20 protein-coding genes and 2 tRNA genes are annotated in these 22,495 nt (G+C 64.2%); 8 read left to right on the top strand and 14 right to left on the bottom strand.

What is annotated here, in order from left to right:
• Positions 1 to 27: 27 nt before the first annotated feature.
• The 6 genes from pth to CHB97_RS11435 all read right to left on the bottom strand — a co-directional run bounded on the left by pth (position 28) and on the right by CHB97_RS11435 (position 5,972).
• Positions 28 to 645, bottom strand: a complete 618-nt coding sequence (gene pth / locus CHB97_RS11460; RefSeq protein WP_089288077.1) for an aminoacyl-tRNA hydrolase — start codon at positions 643 to 645, stop codon at positions 28 to 30.
• A gap of 21 nt (positions 646 to 666) precedes the next feature.
• Positions 667 to 1,251, bottom strand: coding sequence for a 50S ribosomal protein L25/general stress protein Ctc (locus CHB97_RS11455; RefSeq protein ID WP_089288076.1), 585 nt, complete (start codon positions 1,249 to 1,251; stop codon positions 667 to 669).
• A gap of 190 nt (positions 1,252 to 1,441) precedes the next feature.
• Positions 1,442 to 2,830: an alpha,alpha-trehalose-phosphate synthase (UDP-forming) gene (otsA, locus tag CHB97_RS11450; protein WP_089288075.1), complete on the bottom strand. Its 1,389-nt coding sequence runs from the start codon at positions 2,828 to 2,830 to the stop codon at positions 1,442 to 1,444.
• 543 nt (positions 2,831 to 3,373) lie between these two features.
• Entirely contained in the window at positions 3,374 to 4,057 is a 684-nt protein-coding gene (locus CHB97_RS11445) for a thioredoxin family protein (RefSeq protein WP_089288074.1), read from the bottom strand.
• A gap of 99 nt (positions 4,058 to 4,156) precedes the next feature.
• Positions 4,157 to 5,461: a methyl-accepting chemotaxis protein gene (locus CHB97_RS11440; RefSeq protein ID WP_089288073.1), complete on the bottom strand. Its 1,305-nt coding sequence runs from the start codon at positions 5,459 to 5,461 to the stop codon at positions 4,157 to 4,159.
• Positions 5,436 to 5,972, bottom strand: coding sequence for a PAS domain-containing protein (locus CHB97_RS11435; RefSeq protein ID WP_089288072.1), 537 nt, complete (start codon positions 5,970 to 5,972; stop codon positions 5,436 to 5,438). The genes CHB97_RS11440 and CHB97_RS11435 overlap by 26 nt, the downstream gene beginning before the upstream one ends.
• Before the next feature lie 398 nt (positions 5,973 to 6,370).
• On the opposite strand from CHB97_RS11435, the gene CHB97_RS11430 reads away from it, so the two are divergent.
• Positions 6,371 to 7,534, top strand: a complete 1,164-nt coding sequence (locus tag CHB97_RS11430) for a hypothetical protein (protein ID WP_089367432.1) — start codon at positions 6,371 to 6,373, stop codon at positions 7,532 to 7,534.
• Between the two features lie 221 nt (positions 7,535 to 7,755).
• Here the strand turns inward: CHB97_RS11430 and CHB97_RS11425 are convergent.
• Positions 7,756 to 7,830, bottom strand: a tRNA-Val gene (locus tag CHB97_RS11425).
• Positions 7,831 to 7,894: 64 nt separating this feature from the next.
• Positions 7,895 to 7,969, bottom strand: a tRNA-Val gene (locus CHB97_RS11420).
• 156 nt (positions 7,970 to 8,125) lie between these two features.
• Between CHB97_RS11420 and CHB97_RS11415 the strand changes: the two genes are divergently transcribed.
• The gene (locus CHB97_RS11415; protein ID WP_089288070.1) at positions 8,126 to 9,037 is read left to right on the top strand and encodes an N-formylglutamate amidohydrolase; all 912 of its coding nucleotides are present in this window, start codon (positions 8,126 to 8,128) and stop codon (positions 9,035 to 9,037) included.
• A 56-nt stretch (positions 9,038 to 9,093) separates the two neighbouring features.
• The gene (locus CHB97_RS11410; protein WP_089288069.1) at positions 9,094 to 9,666 is read left to right on the top strand and encodes a GNAT family N-acetyltransferase; all 573 of its coding nucleotides are present in this window, start codon (positions 9,094 to 9,096) and stop codon (positions 9,664 to 9,666) included.
• On the opposite strand, the gene CHB97_RS11405 is transcribed toward CHB97_RS11410, so the two are convergent.
• On the bottom strand, positions 9,638 to 10,603 hold the full coding sequence (locus CHB97_RS11405) for a mitochondrial fission ELM1 family protein (protein ID WP_089288068.1): 966 nt from the start codon (positions 10,601 to 10,603) through the stop codon (positions 9,638 to 9,640). The two genes, CHB97_RS11410 and CHB97_RS11405, sit on opposite strands and share 29 nt — an antisense overlap.
• Before the next feature lie 163 nt (positions 10,604 to 10,766).
• Between CHB97_RS11405 and CHB97_RS11400 the strand changes: the two genes are divergently transcribed.
• Positions 10,767 to 11,291 carry an Lrp/AsnC family transcriptional regulator gene (locus CHB97_RS11400; protein ID WP_200819896.1) on the top strand — a complete coding sequence of 175 codons (525 nt, stop codon included), beginning with the start codon at positions 10,767 to 10,769 and terminating at the stop codon, positions 11,289 to 11,291.
• Between the two features lie 99 nt (positions 11,292 to 11,390).
• Here the strand turns inward: CHB97_RS11400 and galA are convergent, their stop codons facing one another.
• Positions 11,391 to 13,844, bottom strand: coding sequence for a beta-galactosidase GalA (galA, locus tag CHB97_RS11395; protein WP_089288067.1), 2,454 nt, complete (start codon positions 13,842 to 13,844; stop codon positions 11,391 to 11,393).
• Positions 13,845 to 13,934: 90 nt separating this feature from the next.
• Positions 13,935 to 15,197 (bottom strand): chromate efflux transporter, encoded by a 1,263-nt coding sequence (gene chrA, locus CHB97_RS11390; RefSeq protein WP_089288066.1) that lies wholly within the window; start codon positions 15,195 to 15,197, stop codon positions 13,935 to 13,937.
• Positions 15,198 to 15,342: 145 nt separating this feature from the next.
• Here chrA and CHB97_RS11385 point away from each other — a divergent pair, with 145 nt between their 5' ends.
• Entirely contained in the window at positions 15,343 to 15,930 is a 588-nt protein-coding gene (locus CHB97_RS11385; RefSeq protein ID WP_089288065.1) for an FMN-binding negative transcriptional regulator, read from the top strand.
• Here the strand turns inward: CHB97_RS11385 and CHB97_RS11380 are convergent, their stop codons facing one another.
• The 3 genes from CHB97_RS11380 to CHB97_RS11370 all read right to left on the bottom strand — a co-directional run bounded on the left by CHB97_RS11380 (position 15,931) and on the right by CHB97_RS11370 (position 18,852).
• Positions 15,931 to 16,689: a sulfite exporter TauE/SafE family protein gene (locus CHB97_RS11380; RefSeq protein WP_089288064.1), complete on the bottom strand. Its 759-nt coding sequence runs from the start codon at positions 16,687 to 16,689 to the stop codon at positions 15,931 to 15,933. It abuts the gene before it with no gap.
• Between the two features lie 6 nt (positions 16,690 to 16,695).
• Positions 16,696 to 17,595, bottom strand: a complete 900-nt coding sequence (serB, locus tag CHB97_RS11375; RefSeq protein WP_089288063.1) for a phosphoserine phosphatase SerB — start codon at positions 17,593 to 17,595, stop codon at positions 16,696 to 16,698.
• Positions 17,596 to 17,700: 105 nt separating this feature from the next.
• Positions 17,701 to 18,852 (bottom strand): OpgC family protein, encoded by a 1,152-nt coding sequence (locus CHB97_RS11370; protein WP_160105770.1) that lies wholly within the window; start codon positions 18,850 to 18,852, stop codon positions 17,701 to 17,703.
• A 201-nt stretch (positions 18,853 to 19,053) separates the two neighbouring features.
• Here CHB97_RS11370 and miaA point away from each other — a divergent pair, with 201 nt between their 5' ends.
• The 3 genes from miaA (at position 19,054) to ilvN (ending at position 22,484) form a co-directional block, all read left to right on the top strand.
• Positions 19,054 to 20,025 (top strand): tRNA (adenosine(37)-N6)-dimethylallyltransferase MiaA, encoded by a 972-nt coding sequence (gene miaA, locus CHB97_RS11365; RefSeq protein ID WP_089288131.1) that lies wholly within the window; start codon positions 19,054 to 19,056, stop codon positions 20,023 to 20,025.
• A gap of 124 nt (positions 20,026 to 20,149) precedes the next feature.
• Complete coding sequence (locus CHB97_RS11360) at positions 20,150 to 21,916, top strand: acetolactate synthase 3 large subunit (RefSeq protein WP_089288061.1); 1,767 nt, start codon at positions 20,150 to 20,152, stop codon at positions 21,914 to 21,916.
• Positions 21,917 to 21,971: 55 nt separating this feature from the next.
• Positions 21,972 to 22,484 (top strand): acetolactate synthase small subunit, encoded by a 513-nt coding sequence (gene ilvN, locus CHB97_RS11355; RefSeq protein ID WP_200819895.1) that lies wholly within the window; start codon positions 21,972 to 21,974, stop codon positions 22,482 to 22,484.
• Positions 22,485 to 22,495: the final 11 nt, after the last annotated feature.

Raw genomic sequence — 22,495 nt, 5'->3', positions numbered from 1 at the left:
CAAGGGTCATTCCCGTGCCCTTTTGTATCAGACAGGCGCGTCGGGCTTCGGCGGTTTGGGGGCCTTGGGCGGCTTCGGCGGCTGGGTCAGGGAGGCAACGCGGGAGGCGTATTTCTCCGGCTCCCCCTTGACCAGGGTGGCTAATTCACCGGTCAGTGCGTCCAACAGCTTGGGCAGCCAGGACTCGTCAGCCTTGGCGAAATTGCCCAGCACCCAGCCGTGCACCCGGTCCTTATCGCCGGGATGGCCGATGCCAATCCGCACGCGCCAATAATCCTTGCCGATATGATCGTCGATGGAGCGCAGGCCGTTATGGCCGCCATGGCCACCGCCCTGCTTCACCCGGATCTTGGCCGGGGCGACATCCAGCTCGTCATGGAAGACGATGACCTGATCGGGGATCAGCTTGTAGAAGCGCATGGCCTCCCCGACCGACTGGCCGGAAAGGTTCATGAAGGTCTGGGGCTTCAGCAGGAAGCACTTCTCGCCCCCCACCAGACCTTCGGCAACGAACCCCTGGAAGCGTTTTTTCCAGGGGCCGAAGCCGTAATGGCGGTGGATATCATCCACCGCCATGAACCCGACATTATGCCGGTGCCGTTCATATTCCGGGCCGGGATTGCCCAGGCCGACCAGCAACCGCATCGTTCGAGTCTCTTGCTGTTATCAGGCAGCGTCGCTGCCGCCCGACGGGGCGGCGATGGTCGCGATGGTGAAATCGCGGTCATCAATGGTCGGACGCACGCCTTCCGGCAGCTTCACGGCGGAGATGTGGATGGAGGCACCCACGTCAACACCGGCCAGATCAACGGTGATCTTCTCCGGGATGGCAGCGGCGCGGGCATACACTTCGATATCGTGACGAACGATATTCAGCATACCGCCGCGCTTGATGCCCGGGCAGGTTTCAACGTTCACGAATTCCACCGGCACCTTCAGGGTGATTTCGGTGGTGTCGCTGACGCGCAGGAAGTCCACATGCAGCGGACGGTCATAGACCGGGTCCAGCTGAACGTCGCGGGGCAGAACGCGATGCTTCACGCCATCCAGTTCGATATCGAACAGGTGGGTGAAGAAACCCGGACGGTGCAGTTCACGGGTGAACTTCGTGGTGTCCAGGGCGATCATCACCGGCTTTTCCTTGTTGCCGTAGATGACAGCCGGGATACGACCATCACGGCGCGTAGCACGGGCGGTCCCCTTTCCGGCCCGGTCGCGGGCCGTGGCGGCGAGCGCGATAATCTGGGTCATTGTACTCTCCTGACATGCAAAAAAGACCCTTACCCGGTGGAATCCGTTCCCACCGGTCCGGGTCGGTATGGCGCCAGCCTCCAGGGGTGCTGTACGCCGTGAAAAAATGTGGGGCGCTTGTAGGCGAAAATCGCCGGAAAGTAAAGGGACGCCGCGCTGTCCGGCGGTAGATGGGTGCCTTGCGGCATCCTCACCCTGCCAAGGCCGTGACATAATCCTCCCGCCAGCGGGTGATATCATATTCCCGCAAGTGCTGCAGCATGGCCCCATGGCGTTCCTTGCGCTCGGCCAGCGGCATATGCAGGGCCCGCTGCAGCGATTCAGCCACTTCACCTGTATCATAGGGGTTGACCAGCAGCGCCTCCCCCAGTTCCCGCGCGGCGCCGGCGAAGCGGGACAGCACCAGCACGCCGGGATCGTCCGGGTCTTGGGCTGCGACATATTCCTTGGCGACCAGATTCATCCCGTCACGCAGCGGTGTCACCAGCCCCACCTGGGCGGCGCGATAGAATCCGGCCAAGGTGCGCCGCCCGAAGCTGCGGTTGAGATAGCGGATGGGCACCCAGTCGAAATCGGCGAAGTGGCCATTAATATGGCTGGCCATGGTTTCCAGCTCCCGCCTGATCTGCTGATATTCCGTCACATCGCTGCGTGATGGCGGGGCGATCTGCAGAAAGCTGACGGCGGAGAGATTTTCCGGATAGCGGTCCAGTAGTTCCTGAAAGGCGGTGAAACGCTGGGGCAGGCCCTTGGAGTAATCCAGCCGGTCCACACCCACGATCAGGGCGCGACCGACCAAGCTGTCCCGCAGCCTTTGTGTCGCCTCGCTATGGGCGGCCTGTGCCGCCAGTTTCTCCAGATTGGCGGTATCGATACTGATGGGGAAGACACGCGCCTCAACGCGACGGCCATCGGCGGCGGTGATGCGGGCCGATGCACCATCTTCTGCCATCTCTATGGTGCCGGTGCCGCTCGTCGCCACACATTGGGTAAAACAGCCCAGATCGTCACGCGTATGGAAGCCGATCAGGTCATAGGCGCAGAGGCTCTCCACCAGTTCCACCATGGCCGGCAAGGCCGACAGGATTTCCGGCGATGGCCAGGGTGTGTGCAGGAAGAAGCCCATCCGTTGGCCGTGCCCGCGCCGGCGCAATTCCTGCCCCAGCGGCATCAGATGATAATCATGCACCCAGACCAGATCCTGGTCGCGCAGCAGGGGTGTCACCTTTTCGGCAAACAACGCATTGACGCGGCGATAGGCTTCATAGGTGGCGGCATCAAAGCTGGCCAGATCCAGCCGGTAATGCAGCAAGGGCCACAGGGTCGCGTTGGCATAGCCATTATAATATTCGTCATGGTCACGCCGGTTGAGCGGCATGGTGGCATAGGTGATGTTGCCCGCCTTTTTCAGAATCGGCTCGGTGGCCTCTGCGCTCTCCTCAATCTCTCCGTTCCAGCCGAACCAGATGCCGCCCTGACGCTTCAGGGCCTCCAGAATGGCGACAGCCAGGCCGCCGGCCTGGCTTTTCCCCTCGGTTACCGGTGCGACCCGGTTGGAGATGATAATGAGACGGTTCACCTGCCTTGTCCCCCGATGGCTTCAACGGCTACCCGACGGCCATGGCTGGCCGGGGCATCGGCGGTAACGCTGTGACAGGAAAAAGGGTCCGTCCGGCAGGCGGGAATCAGCCATGCCTCCGTTATGATCAACGGCGGCCGGGGACACCGTGCCCAGAGGTGTGACTATTCCGCAGCATCATGCTGCGGCGCGAAGCTGGCATCGTTGGAAATGGTTGGTAACCGGTTACCAAACGTCAGAACAAGCATGCATGACGGGTTTCTTATTTTGCACTTGCACAATGGGGGTGAGGCGCGCATAGTCTGTCTTGCGACACGGCCCTATGCCCTCTGTCGTAACGCACTTCTTGGGCGTTTCCTCCCTAAACTCAGGCCGTGGCAATGCCACGGCCTTTTTTCTTGCCCAATGGCGGGGAGGAGCGGAACCGGTAGTGAAATTACCGGTTCCGGTTCGTCGTCTGAATGGTTCGGTTAACGCGGATCGCGTTTGGGGGGCGCCAGAAGCTGAAATCACCTTCTGGCGTGTATCCGATTGCAGCTGACCCTAGGCGGTTGTTTTGGAATATTTCACGCTGCAACCATAGGGGCGGCTGGTGTTGGTTCGAACCGCGCGGCCGGCCAGAATATCCTCCATGGCGGCGCGTACATAATTGGTGGCGCTGGTCACGTCTTCGGGCTTGGCCGTGGGCTTGTCATCGATCCCGCCCTCATAGAGCAGGGCACCATCGGCCCCGATGATGAACATGTGTGGCGTGACCTTGGCATCATAGGCGCGGCCGATCTCCCCCTTCGGGTCCAGGATCACGGCGCTGGCACCCCAGCTTTCAGCCGCATAGCGCTGCTTGGCCTCTGCCGGGCTGACATGGCCCTGCTCACCAGGGGCAGAGCTGATGATGGTGATCCAGGTAGCACCCCGGCCCACCATTTCCTTTTGCAGGCCCTGCATATTGGCGGTGTCGTAATGTTTGCGCACAAAGGGGCAGCCATGGTTGGTCCATTCCAGGATCACCGGCTTGCCTTTGAAATCAGCCAGACTGATCGTCTTGCCGTCAATGGTGCTGCCGCTGAAGGCCGGGGCCGGCTTGCCCACCGCCAGCGGTGATGCTTGGGCGCTGCTGGTGATTAAGCCCGTCAGCACGCTGCCCCCGCCGATTGCCGTCAGATAGGTGCCGGCAAGGGCAAGGCCGCTTCGCTGCATCAGGTCACGTCGGGTGGGGCGCTTGGACATGGCTCTGCTCCGTCATGTACATTATAACGGGCAGCTATGTGGTGGCGATATGTCGCGGGGTCAATCGCTGACCCCGCGAATTTATCGCGCAGAGTTTTTTCACACCACCTTGCGCATGGCGTCCAGAAAGCCGTCAATCTCCCGGTCCAGATCCTGGGATTGGCGGGCGAGTGCTGCGGCTGATCCCAGCAACTGGGTGGAGGCGGCACCGGTGTCGGCCGCCGCCCGGGTGACATTGGTGATGCGGTGGGAGACATCCTTGGTGCCGGTGGCCGCCTGATCGACATTGCGCGCGATCTCATTGGTGGCGGCACCCTGCTGCTCCACGGCGGCGGCGATGGCCACCGTGCTGCCATTGACGTCGACGACCACTTGGGTGATCTCGTTGATGCTGTCGACGGCTGATTGGGTGGCCGCCTGGATGTCGGCCACCTGGGTCTGGATATCCTCCGTCGCCCGTGCCGTCTGGCCGGCCAGATTCTTCACCTCCGACGCCACCACGGCAAAGCCCTTGCCGGCTTCCCCGGCGCGGGCTGCCTCAATCGTGGCATTCAATGCCAGCAGGTTGGTCTGGGCAGCGATTTCCTGGATCAGGCCGACAACTTCACCGATGCGCTGTGCCGCGATGGCGAGCGTGCCCACCCGGTCATTGGCGGCACGCGCGCGCTCCACGGCATTGCCGGTAACGGTGCGCGACCGTTCCACCTGTTCGGTGATGGCTTTGATGGAGGCGGACAATTCCTCCGCTGCTGAGGCCACCGTCTGCACATTGCCCGACGCCTGTTCGGCGGCACTGGCCACGGCCATGCTTTCGTGATTGGTGTCTTCGGCGGCTTCCGACATGGTCTTGGCCGTATCCTCCACTTCCGTGGCGGCGCGGGTCACCTGATCGGTGACATTGCGGATGGAGCTTTCGAACTTATCCGCCATGGCGCGGAACTGTTCCACCTTCTGCCCCATGGCGCTGGTGGCGGTGTTCATCATCCGGCTGCCGGCCAGGAAGGTGCCGACCATGCCCTTTTCCATGACACGCCGATAATAGATCTGGTTGGTCACCGCCTGCATGGAGGCCGCCGCCTCCCGCACGAAGGCGTCGGCCCGGTCGGTGACATCATTGATCCGGTGCAGCAGTTCCCCCAGCTCCCCGCCTTCGCGGATGCCGATGATGCGCGCCTCATAATCGCCCTGCGCCAGCCGGGCCATCACCTGATTGGCGGCAATGATGGCATTGTTGGCACGGGTCAGCAGCAGGAAGGCGGCACCGGTGCCGGCCATGGTGATGGCCCCGCCGATGGCGGACAGGATGCTGTGCCCCAAGATCCAGCCGACCAGCCCGACCAGCCCGCCGCACAGGGCGATAATGCCGGCAACCTGTGCCTTAAAGAGAGAAGATGAACTGGTCATAGCTCTGCCCCCGTTCGCGCAATACCTTGCCCAGCAATGCCTCGCTCGCCGCCATGCCTTCCCGGATGCGGCTATGCTTGGCCTCCTCGTCCAACAGCGCCTTGTAGACGGGGGTGATGATCTCACTGACGATGCGGCGGTCGGCGGTGCGCCGGTTGGAATGGTAGCCGATGATATTGCCGCCCATGTCGCGCGACGGCGTCACATGGGCGAAAACCCAGTAATGGTCACCATTACGGGCCCGGTTAAGCACGTAAGCAAAAATTTCCTTACCGGCACCGATCTGGTCCCACAACAACTTGAAGACGACGCGCGGCATATCCGGATGCCGGATACAGTTGTGGGGGGCGCCCAGTGCTTCCGCTTCAGTCATATGGGCAACGCGCAGGAAGGTGCGGTTGGCATAGGTGATGCGCCCGCCCTTATCTGTCTTGGTGACGATCAGTTCGTCATCGCTAAACTGACGCTCCCGACCGGTCAGGGGTGGCCTCTGGTTACTTGCTTCACTCATCGGCGTTCCTTCCACGGCATTCTTGTGGTCCCTTATGCCAGAATGATTAAGTGGCCGCATTGATCTAGGTCAGCTACTTTCCATCTGGATATTGTTGGAAATTTTCCACCTTCTCGTGTGGTGGACCTCACTATTTGTTAACGGTACTTGGTTTACGCTGTTTACAGGCGAGGCACAGGCTTGGGAGGGCTTGGCCGATGAAAAACTTTCTGGACTCTTTTATGTCCGTCCTGCGGGAGGATGATGCCGAGACCCCGGCCCCGTCAATGGCCGGGCGAGCTCATGCAACTGAAAATGCGCATGAAACGGTGGAAATACCGTCGCGTGGGCACAGCACGGCGCTGGCTCCCGCCCTTCGGCGCATTTTCAGTGAACGTGACCCCACACAGTGCGGCAGTATGCATCTGCTGGGGCTGGAAAGCCTGCAGGTCCGCCTGGGTTCCCGCTGGGCCACAGTGGCGGAGCGGGTTCATCAGCTGACGGAAAAGCTGCTGGAACAGAAGCTGGGGCCAAGCGACGCCTGGTTTCGGCATGGGCCGGAAACCTATGTCGTTGTCTTCTCCCATCTGGGGCCGGACCAAGCCCGGCTGATCTGTGCCAAGCTGCTGGAGGAGCTGCAAAAGCTGCTGCTGGGGGATGCCGATACCGACTCGATCATTGTGCACACGGCCGTGCAGGAGGTCGGTTCGGAGATGCTGTTTGCCCCGGCCAAGCTGAAGGACATGCTGGATGCCGCCGTGGCGCAGCAGCGCCATGGTCTGGCTGGCGGGAAGGCGGGACAGGTGGAACCGGCGGCGGCGGCGGGGGCGCATCCTTCCCTGTCCAGCTGGGCCGGCCCGCTGGAGGTGAAATTCCGGCCGGCCTGGGATTCGCGCCAGCAGGTGCTGTCGATCTTTATCGCCCGCTGCTGCCGGGCCCGCCGGGGGCGGATGCCGGCCTGGGGCTATGAGTGTCAGGACGATCCTGCCGACCCCAATCAGATTATGCAGACCGACATGGCGATCATGCGCCACGCCCTGGATGTGGCGCTGGAGCTCTATGACAATCGCTTCCGCTTCTTTCTGTCGCTCCCGGTCAATTTTGAAACGCTGGCGGCCCTGACCCGCCGGCGGGAGCTGGTGGCCCTGCTGCAAACCATCCCGGCGCATATGCGGGCCTTCATGACTTATCACCTGACAGGGGTGCCCACGGGGGTGCCAGCCGGTCGGCTGGCCGAGATGGTATCTACCCTGCGGCCCTTTGGCCGGACCATCATGGTGGTGGTGGATATTCATGGCAATGACCTGCCGGCCGTCGCAGCGTCGGGTGCCAAGATTGCTTCGCTGATGCTGCCGCCGGGCAGCAGTGCGGAGCGGCTGCGGCCGGATTTGCTGCGCTTCGCCGCTGCCGCCGCCAAACTCCGCCTGCATATTTCGGTAGAGCCGGTGGAGGATGTGGCGATGGAAAAGCTGTGCGAGGAGGCGAGCGTCTCATTCCTGGCCGGCGGGTTGATCGGCGGCTGGGTGGATGTGCCGGAAAATGTGCTGCGCCTGTCGCGTGACGAACTGGTGAAGCCGCATTGATACCAATCTCCCTTGATCGTGACCGATCAAGGGAGATTTTGCGTTCCCTCATGCGCCGGGCGCTGCCATCCGGCAGCTTGGCTTACGCGCCCATGGGGGCGCGGGCCAGCGGTCGCTGGCCTCCAACCTGCCTAAAGGTCAACTTTTAGGCAGGTTGGTATGAATCTTGGGTGCGGGCGGGCAATAAAAAAGCCGCCCGGCGGCGGCTTGATGGCTGGGAATGGTGGGCGGTACAGGGATTGAACCTGTGACCCCTTCCATGTCAAGGAAGTGCTCTCCCGCTGAGCTAACCGCCCGTATCATTCACACGCAGGGCGCAGGATGCCTTGCGATCTGGCCTTTCGGCCCGTACCCGTTGGATGGTGGGCGGTACAGGGATTGAACCTGTGACCCCTTCCATGTCAAGGAAGTGCTCTCCCGCTGAGCTAACCGCCCGATCCATCGAGTGCCCCGGAAGCCATGGCCACCGGAGTGGGCGGGCTTATAGCAACTGCCCCGAGGGCTGGCAACACCCTATTTGGGTGGCGGGGATAAATTTTTCATACCCGCCTTGGCTGGCGGGCGGCGACGGATTCCGTTACATCTCAAACCATGAGATCCACGCCACCCAGTCCCAGTGATGAACACCGCGTCGCCGATGCGGAAGGGGGCATCTTCCGGCTGCATCAGCCGGTGGAGCAATTGCTGCCAGTTGTGCTGGCCAGCCCGCATAGCGGGCGGGATTATCCGCCTTCCTTCATCGCCCGTTCCCGGCTGGACCCGGTCAGCCTGCGCCGGTCGGAAGATGGCTATGTGGACGAGATTTTCCAGGCGGCCGTCGGCCTGGGGGTGCCGATGCTGGCGGCCCTGTTCCCGCGGGCCTTCCTGGACCCCAACCGCGAAGCCTTCGAACTGGACCCCACCATGTTTGACGGGCCACTGCCCGGCCATATCAACAGCCGCAGCCCGCGCGTTGCCGCCGGGCTGGGCACGGTGCCCCGCGTGGTGGCGAATGGGGAGGAGATCTATGCCGGCCGCCTGTCCTTTGCGGAGGCGCAGGCCCGGCTGGATCGCTGTTATTATCCCTATCATCAGGCGCTGCGCGGGTTGATCGAGGCGACGCGGGCGCGCTTTGGCTATTGCATCCTGCTGGATTGCCATTCCATGCCCTCCATCGGTCTGCCGCCGGAACTGGCCGCTGTCGGCAGCCTGGATGCCGTGCTGGGGGATTGCTTCGGCAGCGCCTGTGCGCCGCAGGTCACACTGTCGGCAGAAAGCAACCTGACCGCCATGGGCTATGTGGTGGGACGCAATGCCCCCTATGCGGGGGGCTATACCACCCGTCATTATGGGCGCCCTGCCGACGGGGTGCACGCCTTGCAGATTGAACTGAACCGTGCGCTTTACATGGAGGAGCTGTCTTTAAGCCGGCTGCCCTATCTGGAGGTGCTGGCTGGTCATATGCGGCGACTGGTGGCGGCTGTGGGGGCCGTTCCGGCGTCGGTTCTGCTGGCGCGGCGGTAGAAACCGCCGGGCCGATCACGCCCGATCAAGAATGAAGAAGAACAGGGGGACATCAGATGAGCAGCATCAGCATTCGCCCGGTCCGGCCGGATGACGCGGCCGCCATCGCCGCGATCTATGCGCCGCATGTCACGGATGGAACCGCCAGCTATGAGGCCGTGCCACCCGATGCCGCTGAAATGACCCGGCGCATCCAGGCGCTGCTGGATCAGGGCTATCCCTATCTGGTGGCTGAACGCGACGGGCGCTTTCTGGGCTATGCCTATGCCAGCCCCTTCCGCTCCCGTCCCGGCTATCGCTTCACCGTGGAGAATTCGATCTATATCGCGCCGGAGGCCCAGGGGGCCGGGGTGGGGCGCGCCCTGCTGCGGGCGCTGATCGATATCTGCACCAAGGCCGGTTATCGCCGCATGGTGGCGGTGATCGGGGATGGCGGCAATGACGGCTCCATGGGCCTGCATCGGGCGCTGGGCTTCACCCCGGCGGCCACCGTGCCGGGCCTGGGGGTGAAACATGGGCGCTGGCTGGATTGGGTGATGATGGTGCGGCCGCTGGGTAGCAGCGAGGCACCGCCCCCGCCCGACGCCATGCCCGTACCCTTTACCCCCCAGATGCTGCCGGGCCTGTAAAGCCGCCCTTCTGGGCCAGCACCGCCCAGGTGCGGGCCGCCAGCCGCGCCGTATCGTTCAAGGGCTGATAATCCCAGCTTTCCAGCCGCCCGGTGAAGGGCCGGGTGATGCCGGCTGCCCGCAGCCTGTCATGGAAGCGGGTGAATTTGGGCGCATTGCCGGCCAGGTCGATAATATGCACCGGCTTGCCGGTGCTGGCGGCTTCCGACACCATGGCCACGCTGTCGCTGGTGACGATCAAGGCATCGGCCAGCGCCAGGAAGCCGAAATAGGGATTATCGCCCGTACCATCCCACAGCCAGACGGGCAGGCCCGCCAGCCTCTCCCGCAGGATGGCTTCATTTTCCGCCCCCGTACGGCGTGAGGTGGTGATCATCAGCCCCAGCTGCTGTTCGCGCACCAGCCGGGCCAGCCGGTCGGCCAGCTCCGCCATGATGGCCGGCGTCAGCTGGCTGAAACGGTTGGAGCCGCCGATCATTACCGCCACCAGCGGCCGGGCCAGCCCCGCCACGCGCGGCGCGAAGGTGGCGGCCGCTGCGGCCAGTTTCGCCGGTGTCACCCGGTGGATGGCGCCGATGCTTTCCACCAGATTGGCCCCGCTTTTGCCGTCATGGGCGGGCAGGGAGACCAGATCGAACCGGTCGAACGGCACACCGGGATTCTGGATATGCACCCGCACGCAGCGCGATGCCCGGCGCCCGATGGCCATGGATAGGCCCACCGCCTGCCGGCCGGAGGAAATCAGCACATCCGGCCAGGGCGGGCCCAGCCGGTTCGAGCCCGGCGCCAGCGGCAGGGAGAGGCCGGGCAGCGGCAGATAGGGCGTGGTCTGCCGCCAGGGTGTGCGCAGGGCAATGCGCTTGACGATGGGTGTCAGGCCCATGGCTTCCGCCAATCCCAGGCAGGGATTTTCAATCCCGGCGCGGCCATCGGACATTACCCAGCAGGTGGGAGAGGGGCTGATTGTCACGGTTAATGGCCTTTTACCAATGGATCGTATAAGAAAATTTCACCTGAAACGGCCCCCCGCTCTTGCAGCTTGCCGTCGGGCGTGTAATATCATTGCTCAAATCCAAACCCCTGGAGTCAAAGAAATCACCATGCGGCGGGTTAAACTCGACCGGATTGATCGGCGCATCCTACGCGACCTGCAGGCAGACGGCCGGATGACGAATGTGGAGCTGGCGCGTCGTGCCGGCATCTCGGCCCCCCCTTGCCTGCGCCGTGTGCGCGCGCTGGAGGAAGCCGGCTATATTCGCGGCTATCATGCGGACATCAATCCCGAATCCATGGGCTTCCATGTGACGGTTTTCGCACAGGTCGGCCTGTCCTCCCAGGCCGAAACCGACCTGAAGCGTTTCGAATCCCTGGTCAACAGCTGGCCGGAGGTGCGGGAATGCAACATGCTGGCCGGTGAGACGGACTTTCTGCTGAAGGTAGTCGCTGTGGACTGGGACAGCTATCAGCGCTTCCTGACCACCAAGCTGACGGCGGCCCCCAATGTCAGCCATGTGAAGTCGGCTTTGGCCATCCGTCAGTCCAAATATGAACCGGGCGTGCCGATCGATGTCGATGTCGGCCCGGAAACCAAGGACGATGACGAGGAATACGACGACGAGGCGTAATCCTGGCCGGCGGCGGTGACCGCCGCCGGTGTCGGTGTGAAGAACCGATATCTAAAATTGGGGGGCTTGGCAGAATGGTGCCAAGCCCCCCCTTTGTTTTTATAACTCCAGCACACCCCTGCGCAGCCCTGCTGCTTCCGCTTCCACCCGGATCGGGCCGCTGCCCCTGGCCTGAAGGATGGCGACACACAGCCCGTTGAAGGCCCGGCGCTGGTCGGCATGGTCGGGTTCCAGGCTGCGCGGGTCGCCATTGCCGACCCCCAGCAGCCGGGCGGCACCAGCCAGCCGGAAGCGGACCAGATTGTCGGCCGTCGGCACCTCCCGCCCCGCCGCGTCCAGCACGGCGGCCCGCACCACGGCCACCTCACCACTTTTCAGCCGTTGCCGGTCGCTGGAAAGGGCGATGGCGGCCGGCTGGCCGGCTGTCTCCCGCCGCTGGGTCAATATCTGCCGGCCCTGGGCGTCAAAGCCCCGCGCTTCGATCCAGCCCGGCGCATAGGGCACGTTCCATTGCAGGTGGCCGTTCCGTTCCACATTCTGCCGGCCCAGGCTGCGGCCATTGGCCAGCAGTTCCACCGCATGGCAATTGGCGTGAACCCAGACCTCCACCGGCTGGCCCTCCCGTCCCGGCCAGGTCCAGTGCGGGAACAGGTGCAGCATCGGTTCATTGCGCCACCAGGCGCGGTAATAGAAGTAATTGTCCTTCGGCAGGCCGCAGCTATCCATGATCCCGAAATAGGAGCTGTGCTGCGGCCAGCGTTCGAACGGGCTGGGCTCTCCGCGATAATCGAAGCCGGTCCAGACAAAGCCGCCAGCCAGAAAGGGCCGCTCGTCATAGAAACGCCACCAGCGCTCCGCTGTGCTGGCCCAGCGCGGGAATTCCCGGTCATAGGCGGGCAGGATGCCGGCCTGATCGTCACGGTGATAGGCGCCACGGGTCATCACCGTGCTGGCCGTCTCCGTGCCGATCATCGGTACGGTGGGATGGGCGGCGTGGAAGGCGTCGATCTCATCCAGATAATAATTACAGCCCATCACATCCAGCACCCGGCTGGCCCCCTGGCCCAGCTTGCCGTTAAAGGCCTCTGTCACCGGGCGGGTACCGTCTAGGGCGTAGACGCGGCGCTTCATCGCCGCCGCGATGCGGGCACCGGTTTCCGTACCCCGGTGAATCTCCTCATTCCCGATGCTCCACAGGAAGATGCTCGGGTGGTTGCGGCCCCGGCGCACCATGCGTTCCAACTGGCCCAGCCCCTCCGGGTTGCTGGACATCTGGCGCGTCTCCTCCAGCACCAGCATTCCCAGCCGGTCGCAGGCCTCCAGCACCGCCGGCGGGGCTGGGTGGTGGGTGGAGCGATAGGCGTTGCTGCCCATCGCCTTCAACTGTTCGATCCGCCAGACATGCAGGCTGTCCGGCACGGCAAAGCCGACCCCGGCATGGTCCTGATGGTTGCAGGTACCCTTCACCTTCACCGGCTTGCCGTTGAGGAACAGGCCATGATCGGCATCAAAGCGGAAGCTGCGGATGCCGAACGGCGTCTCCTGCCGGTCGATCACCCGATCGTCTTCGATAATCTCGCTGATCAACCGGTAGAGCGAGGGCTGTTCCAGCGACCAGAGGGCGGGGCGGTCCAGCCGCACCGTCTGGGTCAGTTCATGCGCCCCCCACTCCGGCAGGGTGACGGGATCGGACAGCAGTACCGCCACCGGCTTTCTCTGCGGGTCCAGCAGGGTGGAGCGCAGGCGGATGGGCAGGGTGGGGCCGTCATTGTCGATCTCGGTGGTGATGGCGATGCTGGCGGCGTCCCCCGTCGCTTCCCCCTCCACCGCGCAGCGGACAGCGGTGCCCCAGTGGCGGATATGGGCGGGGGCGCAACTGACCAGCCGCACCTGCCGGTAAAGCCCGGCTCCTTCGTAAGACCAGGCCTCGCCTAAGCTGACATCGCAGCGGATCAGCAGGATGTTGCGTTCCCCCGGCTTGGCGAAATCACTGATATCCAGGCGGAAGGGCACATAACCGCTCTCATGGCTGCCGACGACGAAGCCGTTCAGGATCACCAGACAATCCCGGCCCACCCCGTCAAAATCAAGGAACAGGCGACGCCCAGCCTCGCTGGCGGCGATGGGCAGTTCCCGGCGGTACCAGCCGACAGAGGTGGCGGGGAAGCGCCGGCCCAGCGGCTTGAACCCTTGATAGGCGCCGATCTTGTCGGCCTCGCTGCCCGGTGCGCCGAAGGGGGTGAAGGGCAGGTCGACCGCCCAATCATGCGGCAATTCCACCGCCTGCCAGGCGCTGTCATCATAATCGCCGGCCTGGATGGCCGTGCCGATATCGCCTGATTTGGCATAGGTATCGTGGGAGGCGCCGAAGCCGAAATCCCGCGCCGGGTCCGCCGCATGGCCCAGATGGAAGCGCCAGCCGCCCTCCAGCGGCGTCACCTGCCGGGCGGGGGGCGATGTTGTCGCCTCAGCCGCTGCGTGGCCCGCCACCGTACCCAAGGCCACCAGCGCCCCACCAGCCTGCAAAAACCCCCGCCGCGACAGATTTTCCATCGGTTCGCCTCCCCTGTTTGCGTAACTGAATAAAGTATACGCTTTGGGGGTGTGGGCAGGTCAAGCGATCTGGCGGGGGGGCTTCGGGCTTTACCCCAGCATCAGCCGCACCAGCCCGGCGGCGGCACCAGCCAGCACCAGCCAATGCACCGGCAGGCGCCAGCGCAACAAAGCCAGCAGACCGCCGGCTGCCAGGGCCCAGGCGAACAGGTCCGGCTGGCCCGGCCACAGCACCTGAACCCCCAGCCAGACGGCAAGGTTCAGGATCACCCCGACAATGGCGGCACTGACGGCGGCCAGCGCGCCAGCCGCTGCCTTGTGATGGATCAGCCGTTCCACATAGGGGGCACCGGCAAAGATGAAGAAAAAGCAGGGCAGGAAGGTGACATAGGTGGTCAAGACCCCGCCCAGCAGCCCCGCCGCCAGCGGGGACAGGCTGCCCGGCTGGTTCCAACCGGCGAAGAAGCCGACATATTGCGTCACCAGGATCAGCGGTCCCGGCGTGCTTTCAGCCAGGGCTAGCCCGTTCAGCATGTCGGCGGCGGTCAGCCACTGATATTTCTCCACCGCCGCCTGCCCAATATAGGGCAGCACCGCATAGGCACCGCCGAAGGTGACAAACGCCGCCTGGGTGAACAGCCGGGCGATATCCGCCCAGGGGTCGCGTCCGAAGGTGAACAGCAGCAACCCCACCGGTACCACCAGCAACAGTCCGAACAGCAGCGCCAGCCGGGCCAGCCGCGCGGCTCCGCCGTAGGAGGGGGGGGCCGGTTCGGGCAGGGGATCATCCGCCGCCCCGCCATGGGGTGCGGCGAACAGGTGCAGGCCGCGCCGGGCCGTCAGCCAACCGATCAATGCCGCTGCCGCGACGATGGCGGGGAAGGGTAGATGGCCCAGGAACAGGCCCAGAAAGGCGGCACCCGCCAGCAACGGCGGGGCCCAGCCCTGCAGGGTGCGGCGGCCCAGCCGCCACAGGGCCCCGATGATGATAGCGACGATGACAGGCTTCACCCCGTCGAACATCGCCCCCACCCAGGCCAGATCGCCATGCGCCGCCGCCAGCCAGGACAGGGCCAGCATCAGCACCGCCCCCGGCAGCACGAACAGCCCGCCCGCCACCAGCCCGCCGGCCCAGCCATGCAGACGCCAGCCGACATAGGTCGCCAGTTGCTGCGCCTCCGGCCCTGGCAGCAGCATGGCGAAGTTCAGCCCGTGCAGAAAACGCCGCTGATCGATCCAGCCGCGCTTATCCACCAGTTCCTGCTGCATCAGGGCGATCTGCCCGGCAGGGCCGCCAAAGCTGACGCAGCCAAGCCAGAACCAGAAGGGCAGCACATCACGCAGACGGGGCATGGGTTTGGGCCGTCATGGGGGGAGGGGCTGCCAACCTGCGGGCGGGCGGCGGGTTTGGCAAGTTTGTCTCGATGACAAGCTTATGACTGCACGGTCGGCCCCGCTTGCGGCACAAAAGAAGCATCCCCGATATCGGAGCCCTTCCATGTATATCCCCGCCGCCTTCCGGATGGAGACCGATGCAGCCCTGGCCCTTGTCGCGGCACATCCCTTTGCCACGCTGGTCAGCCTGGGCAGCGGCGGGTTGCTGTCCACGCCCTTGCCCCTGCTGCTGGACCGGCAGGGGAATCAGGTGCGGCTGATCGGCCATATCGCCCGCGCCAACCCGCATTGGCGCGATTTTGATCCGGCGGTGCCGTCGCTGGCGGTGTTCCAGGGCGGGGATGCCTATGTCACCCCGTCCTGGTACGCGGCCAAGCAGGAGACGGGCAAGGTGGTGCCGACCTGGAACTATAAGGCCGTGCATATTCACGGCACGCTGCGTTTGGTGGAGGAGCCGGCGGCGCTGCTGGATATCGTCACCCGCCTGACCGACCGGCACGAGGCAGACCGGCCTATGCCCTGGGCCGTCAGCGATGCACCGGCGGATTATCTCGCCACCATGCTGAAGGCCATTGTCGGGCTGGAATTGCTGGTGGAACGGGTGGAGGGCAAGGCGAAACTGAGCCAGAACCGTCCGGCAGAGGATCAGGCGGCGGTGCGGGCCGGCTTGGCGGGCGTATTGGACATGTAATCAGCCCTTGGCCAGGGCGACCACGCCGGTGCCAATCAGCACCGCGATGGCAATGGGGCGGAACTGGGCGCCGCTGCCGCGCCGGAACCAGATTTCGCCCAGCCGCGCCGCGCCGATCAGTGGGGGAATGATCAGCAGGGACCAGACCAGCGTATGGCGGGTGAACAGCCCGGCCCAGGTCATGCCGACGACCGAGATGGCGTTCAACCCGGTGAAATAGAGCAACAGGCTGGCCCGCGCCACGGCGGGGGCCAGCGGCATGGCCAGCATCAGCAGGATGACCGGCGGCCCGCCCATCCCCACGGACCCGTTCATCAGGCCCGACACCGCACCTGTCAGCAATTTCAGCCCATGGCCGGCCTTCCGCACCCGGAAGCCGCGATACAGCAGCAACAGCCCTGCCACCACCACACTGGCCCCGATGGCCCGGCGCAGAATCTCCGCCGGCAGCACGGCCAGCAGCCAGATGCCGCAGGGGATGGTGATCAGGCAGCCGGCCAGACAGACGGCCACCATGCGCTTGTCGCTTTCCCGCCAGGCCCCCGGCAGCAAGGGCAGGTTGGTGGCGGCAATGGCCAGCACGCTGGTCGGCACGGCCTCTGCCGGATGCAGGAACAGCGACAGGCCCGGCACCATCAGCAGGGCGGCGCCGAAGCCGGTCAGCCCCCGGATGACACCCGCCACCAGGGCCACGGCCAGCAGCCCCGCCGCCTGGGCGGGCGTGGGCAACAGGTCCAGCAGGATGGAAAGATCGATCACCGCCGGTCAGCCGACGACAATCTCATCCGCGCGATAACCCTGAAGATAGAGCAGCGCCGTCAGGTCGCCATGGTCGATGCGGGCGCGGGCCTGGGCGGCGACGGTGGGCTTGGCGTGGAAGGCCACGCCGATGCCGGCGGCCTGCAGCATCGGCAGGTCGTTGGCGCCATCACCCACGGTGATGCTGGCCGCCACCGGCACGCGCCGCGCCCCGGTGATGCGGATCAGCGCCTGCAGCTTGGCATCCTTGTCCAGAATCGGCTCAAACGGCTTGCCGGTCAGCTTGCCATCGGCCACTTCCAGATCATTGGCCTGATCCTCGTCAAAACCCAGCCGGCCGGCGACATTGGCGGTGAAGGTCTTGAAACCGCCCGACACCAGGGCGCAGTAAACCCCGTGCTTCTTCAAGGTGGCGATCAGGCTGGGGGCGCCGGGCATCCAGGTGATGCGGCCGATCATGTCGGTCAGCACATGGGCCGGCAGCCCGGCCAGCAGGGCCACCCGCTCCCGCAGGGCGCCCTTGAAATCAATCTCCCCATTCATCGCGCGGGCGGTGATGGCGGCGATGCGGTCGCGCGCACCGACCAACTCCCCCAGCTCATCCAGCATTTCCTGCTGGATGATGGTGGATTCCATATCGGCCACCAGCACCGACTTGCGCCGGCCTTCGGTGGCCTGGGCAACGATATCCACCGGCTGGCCGGCCAGTGCCTTGGCGGCGGCGGCCTGGGCCTGATCATCATTCAGCCCGTCAAAGCCGATATCGCAGGCAATGCCCTTGGCCAGCCAGTCGGCAGGGGAGGTGGAGGCCCCCAGATCGGCCAGGGCGGCGCGGGCGGCCTTGGCCAGCCCTTCATCCAGCACCGGGTTGGCGGGATTGGCGATCAGGGTCAGCGTCTGGGGCATGGGGGAACCTGTCAGGCGTTGGGGTGGTGATGGCTTGCCGCCCTTATCGCCGCCCCCGCCCGCCCTGGCAATCAATCATACGCGGGGGGATGCCTTTCGGAAATATCAGGTCGCGGTACGGATGCGTGACGGGGCTGCCACCGGTTGCCGTGCCGGCTGGAGTTTCCGGCGTCCGCCTTCTTCCACCCGGTCGCGCTCCCACACCATGGCGATGGCCAGCAGGATCAGCAGGCCGGACAGGCCCATCACCCATTCCATGGCATTGGTGGTGGGGGTCTGCTGGATCAGGATGGTCCACAGTGTGGACAGCAGCACGCCGCCTACGAATACCGGCAGGCTGTGACGCCCCATGGTGCCGAACAGCCGGCCGGGTGCCGCGTGGAAGAAGCCGGCATTGGGGCCGATCAGGCCGGAAATGACATAGGCCAGGGCCAGGAAATGCAGCAGGCGGCCGATCTCCAGCGTTTCCTTCCCATGCGGGATCAGCGCCGCCGGATCAAAGATGCGGAAATCAGGCGCGATGCCGAAAATATGCCAAGGGGCCGTCGCCAACAGCCCATAGAGCACCATGCCCACCGCCGCCGCCATCATCATCGGATGCCGGGGCACCGCCTTGCCCATTGAGGCGCGATTGCCCAGCAGGAAGCCGATGACAAACAGGAACTGCCAGCAGAGCGGGTTGAAGAACCATTGCCCGCCATCCGGGTGGGCCGGCGGGGCGATCTTCGCCATGCCGGCGGCCAGCCAGACCAGGGCGGAAATGCTGAAAGTGACGATGGGGTTGCGGGCCATCACTGGCCCCAACAAGGCCAGCGCGCCGATGAAGACAATATAAATGGGCAGGATATCGGCCAGATTGGGCAAATAGGCCAGCAGGGCGACGCGCAGCCAGCCATCGGCCGGGTTGGCGCCCAGATAACCCAGCCCCATCATCTCCCTTAAGCCGGGATTGCCATAGGCCCAGGCGCTGAATGTCACCAGCATCAGCATGGCGCCCACCAGGGCCAGATGGGTGCGGTACAGATGCAGGGCGCGGCGGCCGGCACTTTCCTTGGCTTTGGCCGTGTTGTGCTCGCCCCGGAATCCGGCGCCCCAGGCAAGGGCGGCGCTGAAGCCGGCCAGAAAGACAAAAGTGTCGGCCGCGTCGGAAAAGCCGTAATGCCGCCAGGTCAACAGGGTTGCAGGGCCGGGGATATGGTTCAGGAAAATGGCGCAGAGCGCCAACCCCCGAAAGAAATCAATCCGCAGATCACGCATGGCGCGGTACTCCCATCCCATGGCCTTTGGCAGGCGTGGCCGCCTGTCCTGCCTGATAACGGATGCAACGCATGAATCATGGCAAAGGCGCGCAAATTTGCCGGCCCCGCCGTGATATCAAGGTGACAAAGGGGGCGGCGGGCGGCTACCCAAGGGACAGGTACGATATGGTGATGACGCGCGAAGGGCGTGGTTCCGGCTGTGACGGTTGCTGATTCTTCTTTCCCCCAGGGCGATACAAAGCCCGTGCTGGTGATTGGCGGGCCCACCGCGTCCGGTAAATCCGGTCTGGCGCTGGCCTTGGCCCGCCATGCCAATGGCGTGGTCATCAATGCCGACAGTATGCAGGTCTATCGGGAACTGCATCTCATCACCGCTCGCCCCTCAGCGGCAGATGAAGCGGCGGCCCCGCATCGGCTTTACGGGATTGTTCCGGCTGCGGAACGGATGAGTGCGGCGCGCTGGCGTGAACTGGCCCTGGCGGAGATTGATCAGGCCCATGGCGATGGCCGCCTGCCCATCGTGGTGGGGGGCACGGGGCTTTACCTGCGGGCCTTGATGCAGGGCCTGTCCGATATCCCGGACACGCCGCCGGAGATTCGGACGGCCGCCATGGAGTTGCAGGCCAACATCGGCAGCCCTGCACTTCACGCAAGGCTGGCGGCGGTTGATCCCGTCACCGCCGCCCGCCTGCACCCCACCGACAGCCAGCGCCTGATCCGCGCCTGGGAAGTGTGGCAGGCCACCGGCCGGTCGATCAGCGATTGGCAGGCCACCCCGCCGGAGGCCGCTCCCAGTCACCTGGATTTCCGCCCCCTGGTGGTGGAGCCGCCGCGTGACCGGCTATACGCCCAGTGCGACGCCCGATTCATTACGATGCTGCAACAAGGCGCGCTGGCTGAGGCGGAAGCGTTGGATCGGCTGGGCTTGGACCCGGCCCTGCCGGCGATGAAGGCGCTGGGCGTGCCGGAACTGCGCGCGGTGCTGCACGGTCAGATGGACCTACCCACCGCCACCGCGCGGGCGCAGCAAATGACCCGGAACTATGCTAAGCGACAATTGACCTGGTTCCGCAACCAGATGGGGGCGGTTCTGCGGGTCGATCCTCTGAATATTTCTCAGGCGGCCGATTTTAAGAAATTTTATGATAGGTTCATGACAGGTATGACTTAGAAGATTTCCGAAACGGGTTGACCGGCTTTTCGGTTCCGTCTAGGGTGCCGCCATCGTCGCCCTTCGCCCCTGCGAGAGGCGGCGTTTTTCAACCCTTCTGGAACTGATCCGAAAGCTCTGAGCCATGTCGTCGGGAACCATCCTCTCCGGTGCTGAAATCATCATCAAGGCCCTGCGGGACCAGGGTGTTGACACCATTTTCGGCTATCCGGGCGGGGCGGTACTACCCATCTATGATGCGCTGTTTAAGCAGAACCAGATCAAGCATATCCTGGTTCGCCACGAACAGGCGGCGGTTCACGCGGCTGAGGGCTATGCGCGTTCGTCGGGTAAGGTCGGTGTCGTCCTCGTCACCTCCGGCCCTGGCGCCACCAACGCCGTCACCGGCCTGGTTGATGCGCTGATGGACAGCATTCCGATCGTCTGCCTGACCGGCCAGGTGCCGACGCATCTGATCGGCAATGACGCTTTCCAGGAATGCGACACGACCGGCATCACCCGCCCGGCCACGAAGCACAATTATCTGGTCAAGGACGTCAACAACCTTGCCCGCACGGTGCATGAGGCGTTTTACGTCGCCAAGTCGGGCCGGCCCGGCCCGGTGGTCATCGACATTCCCAAGGATGTGCAGTTCGCCGACGGTGTCTATCGCACGCCGGGCGAAAGCCTGCCCAAATCCTACCGCCCGCAGGTCAAGCCCGACCTGAACAAGGTGGAAGAGGCGGTGGAACTGCTGGCCAATGCCAAGAAGCCGATCTTCTATGTCGGCGGCGGCGTCATCAATTCCGGCCCGGTGGCCAGCCAGTTGCTGACCCAACTGGTGCGGATGACCGGCTATCCCTGCACCACCACCCTGATGGGCCTGGGTGCCTTCCCGGCGCATGATCAGCAGTGGCTGGGCATGTTGGGGATGCACGGCACCTACGAGGCCAATCTGGCCATGCATGGCTGCGACCTGATGGTCTGCGTCGGCGCCCGGTTTGATGATCGCGTCACCGGCAAGGTCAGTGAGTTCTCGCCCAATTCCAAGAAGATCCACATCGATATCGATCCGTCCAATATCAACAAGAATATCCGGGTCGATCTGCCCATCGTCGGCGATGCCGCCTATGTGCTGGAAGATATGATCCGCATCTGGAAGGCGCGCAACAAGCGCGCCGATCAAGCGGCCTTGAAGGTCTGGTGGGACCAGATCAATTTCTGGCGGGCCCGCGAATGCCTGCGGTATGAGAAGACCGACCGGGTCATCAAGCCGCAATTCGCGCTGGAACGGCTGCGCGCCGCCATTGCTGGCCGTGATGACGTGTTCATCTCCACCGAGGTTGGTCAGCACCAGATGTGGGCGGCGCAGTTCCTGCCGTTTAACAAGCCGAACCGCTGGCTGACCTCGGGTGGTCTGGGCACCATGGGCTACGGCCTGCCGGCTGCCATCGGGGCGCAGATCGCCAATCCCGGTGCGCTCTGCATCGATGTGGCCGGCGAAGCCTCCATCCAGATGAATATCCAGGAAATGTCCACCGCCCTGCAGTATCGCCTGCCGGTCAAGGTGTTCATCCTCAACAATCAATGGATGGGTATGGTCCGCCAGTGGCAGGAGCTGCTGCACGGTTCGCGCTATTCGGAAAGCTATTCCGAGGCTCTGCCCGATTTCGTGAAGCTGGCCGATGCATTCGGCGGTGTGGGCCTGCGCGCCACCAAGGTGTCGGAAGTTGATGACGTCATCCGGGAGATGATTGAGACGCCGCGCGCCGTGATCGTCGATATGTGCGTCGATTCCAAGGAAAACTGCTTCCCCATGATCCCCGGTGGCAAGGCACATAATGAAATGCTGCTGGGGCCGGAAGACCGTGTGAGCGAGGCAACGCCGGAGGAGGGGATGGTACTGGTGTGACCCACCGGTTCCGTTTATCCCCTTTGCCGTGCAACCCGTCCGGGAGCTGTTTCAAGTGACGACCCAAGATACCATCCGCCGCCATACCATCGCTGTTCTGGTCGATAACGAGCCGGGCGTGCTGGCGCGGGTCATCGGCCTGTTCTCCGGCCGTGGCTATAATATCGAAAGCCTGACGGTGGCCGAGGTCGACAGCAATGAAAGCCTGTCGCGCATCAATATCGTCACCTCCGGCACGCCGATGATCATCGAACAAATCAAGGTGCAGCTTGATCGTCTGGTGCCCGTCCACAAGGTCAAGGATTTGACCCTGGAAGGCCCCTTCATCGACCGGGAAATGGCCCTGGTGAAGGTGGCGGGCACCGGCGAGAAGCGGGTGGAGGCCCTGCGCATCGCCGATATCTTCAAGGCGCGCGTGGTGGATGCCACCATCACCAGCTTCGTTTTCGAAATCACCGGCACCGGTGAGGATCTGGACCGCTTCATCGATCTGATGCGCCAACTTGGCCTTGTCGATGTCAGCCGCACCGGGGCGGTTGCCCTGTCGCGCGGCACGGCGGCCTTCTGATACAGCGTTTT

It is taken from the genome of Azospirillum sp. RU38E (assembly GCF_900188385.1).
Lineage (GTDB): Bacteria > Pseudomonadota > Alphaproteobacteria > Azospirillales > Azospirillaceae > Niveispirillum.
This window is presented reverse-complemented; position numbering and strand designations above follow the sequence as displayed.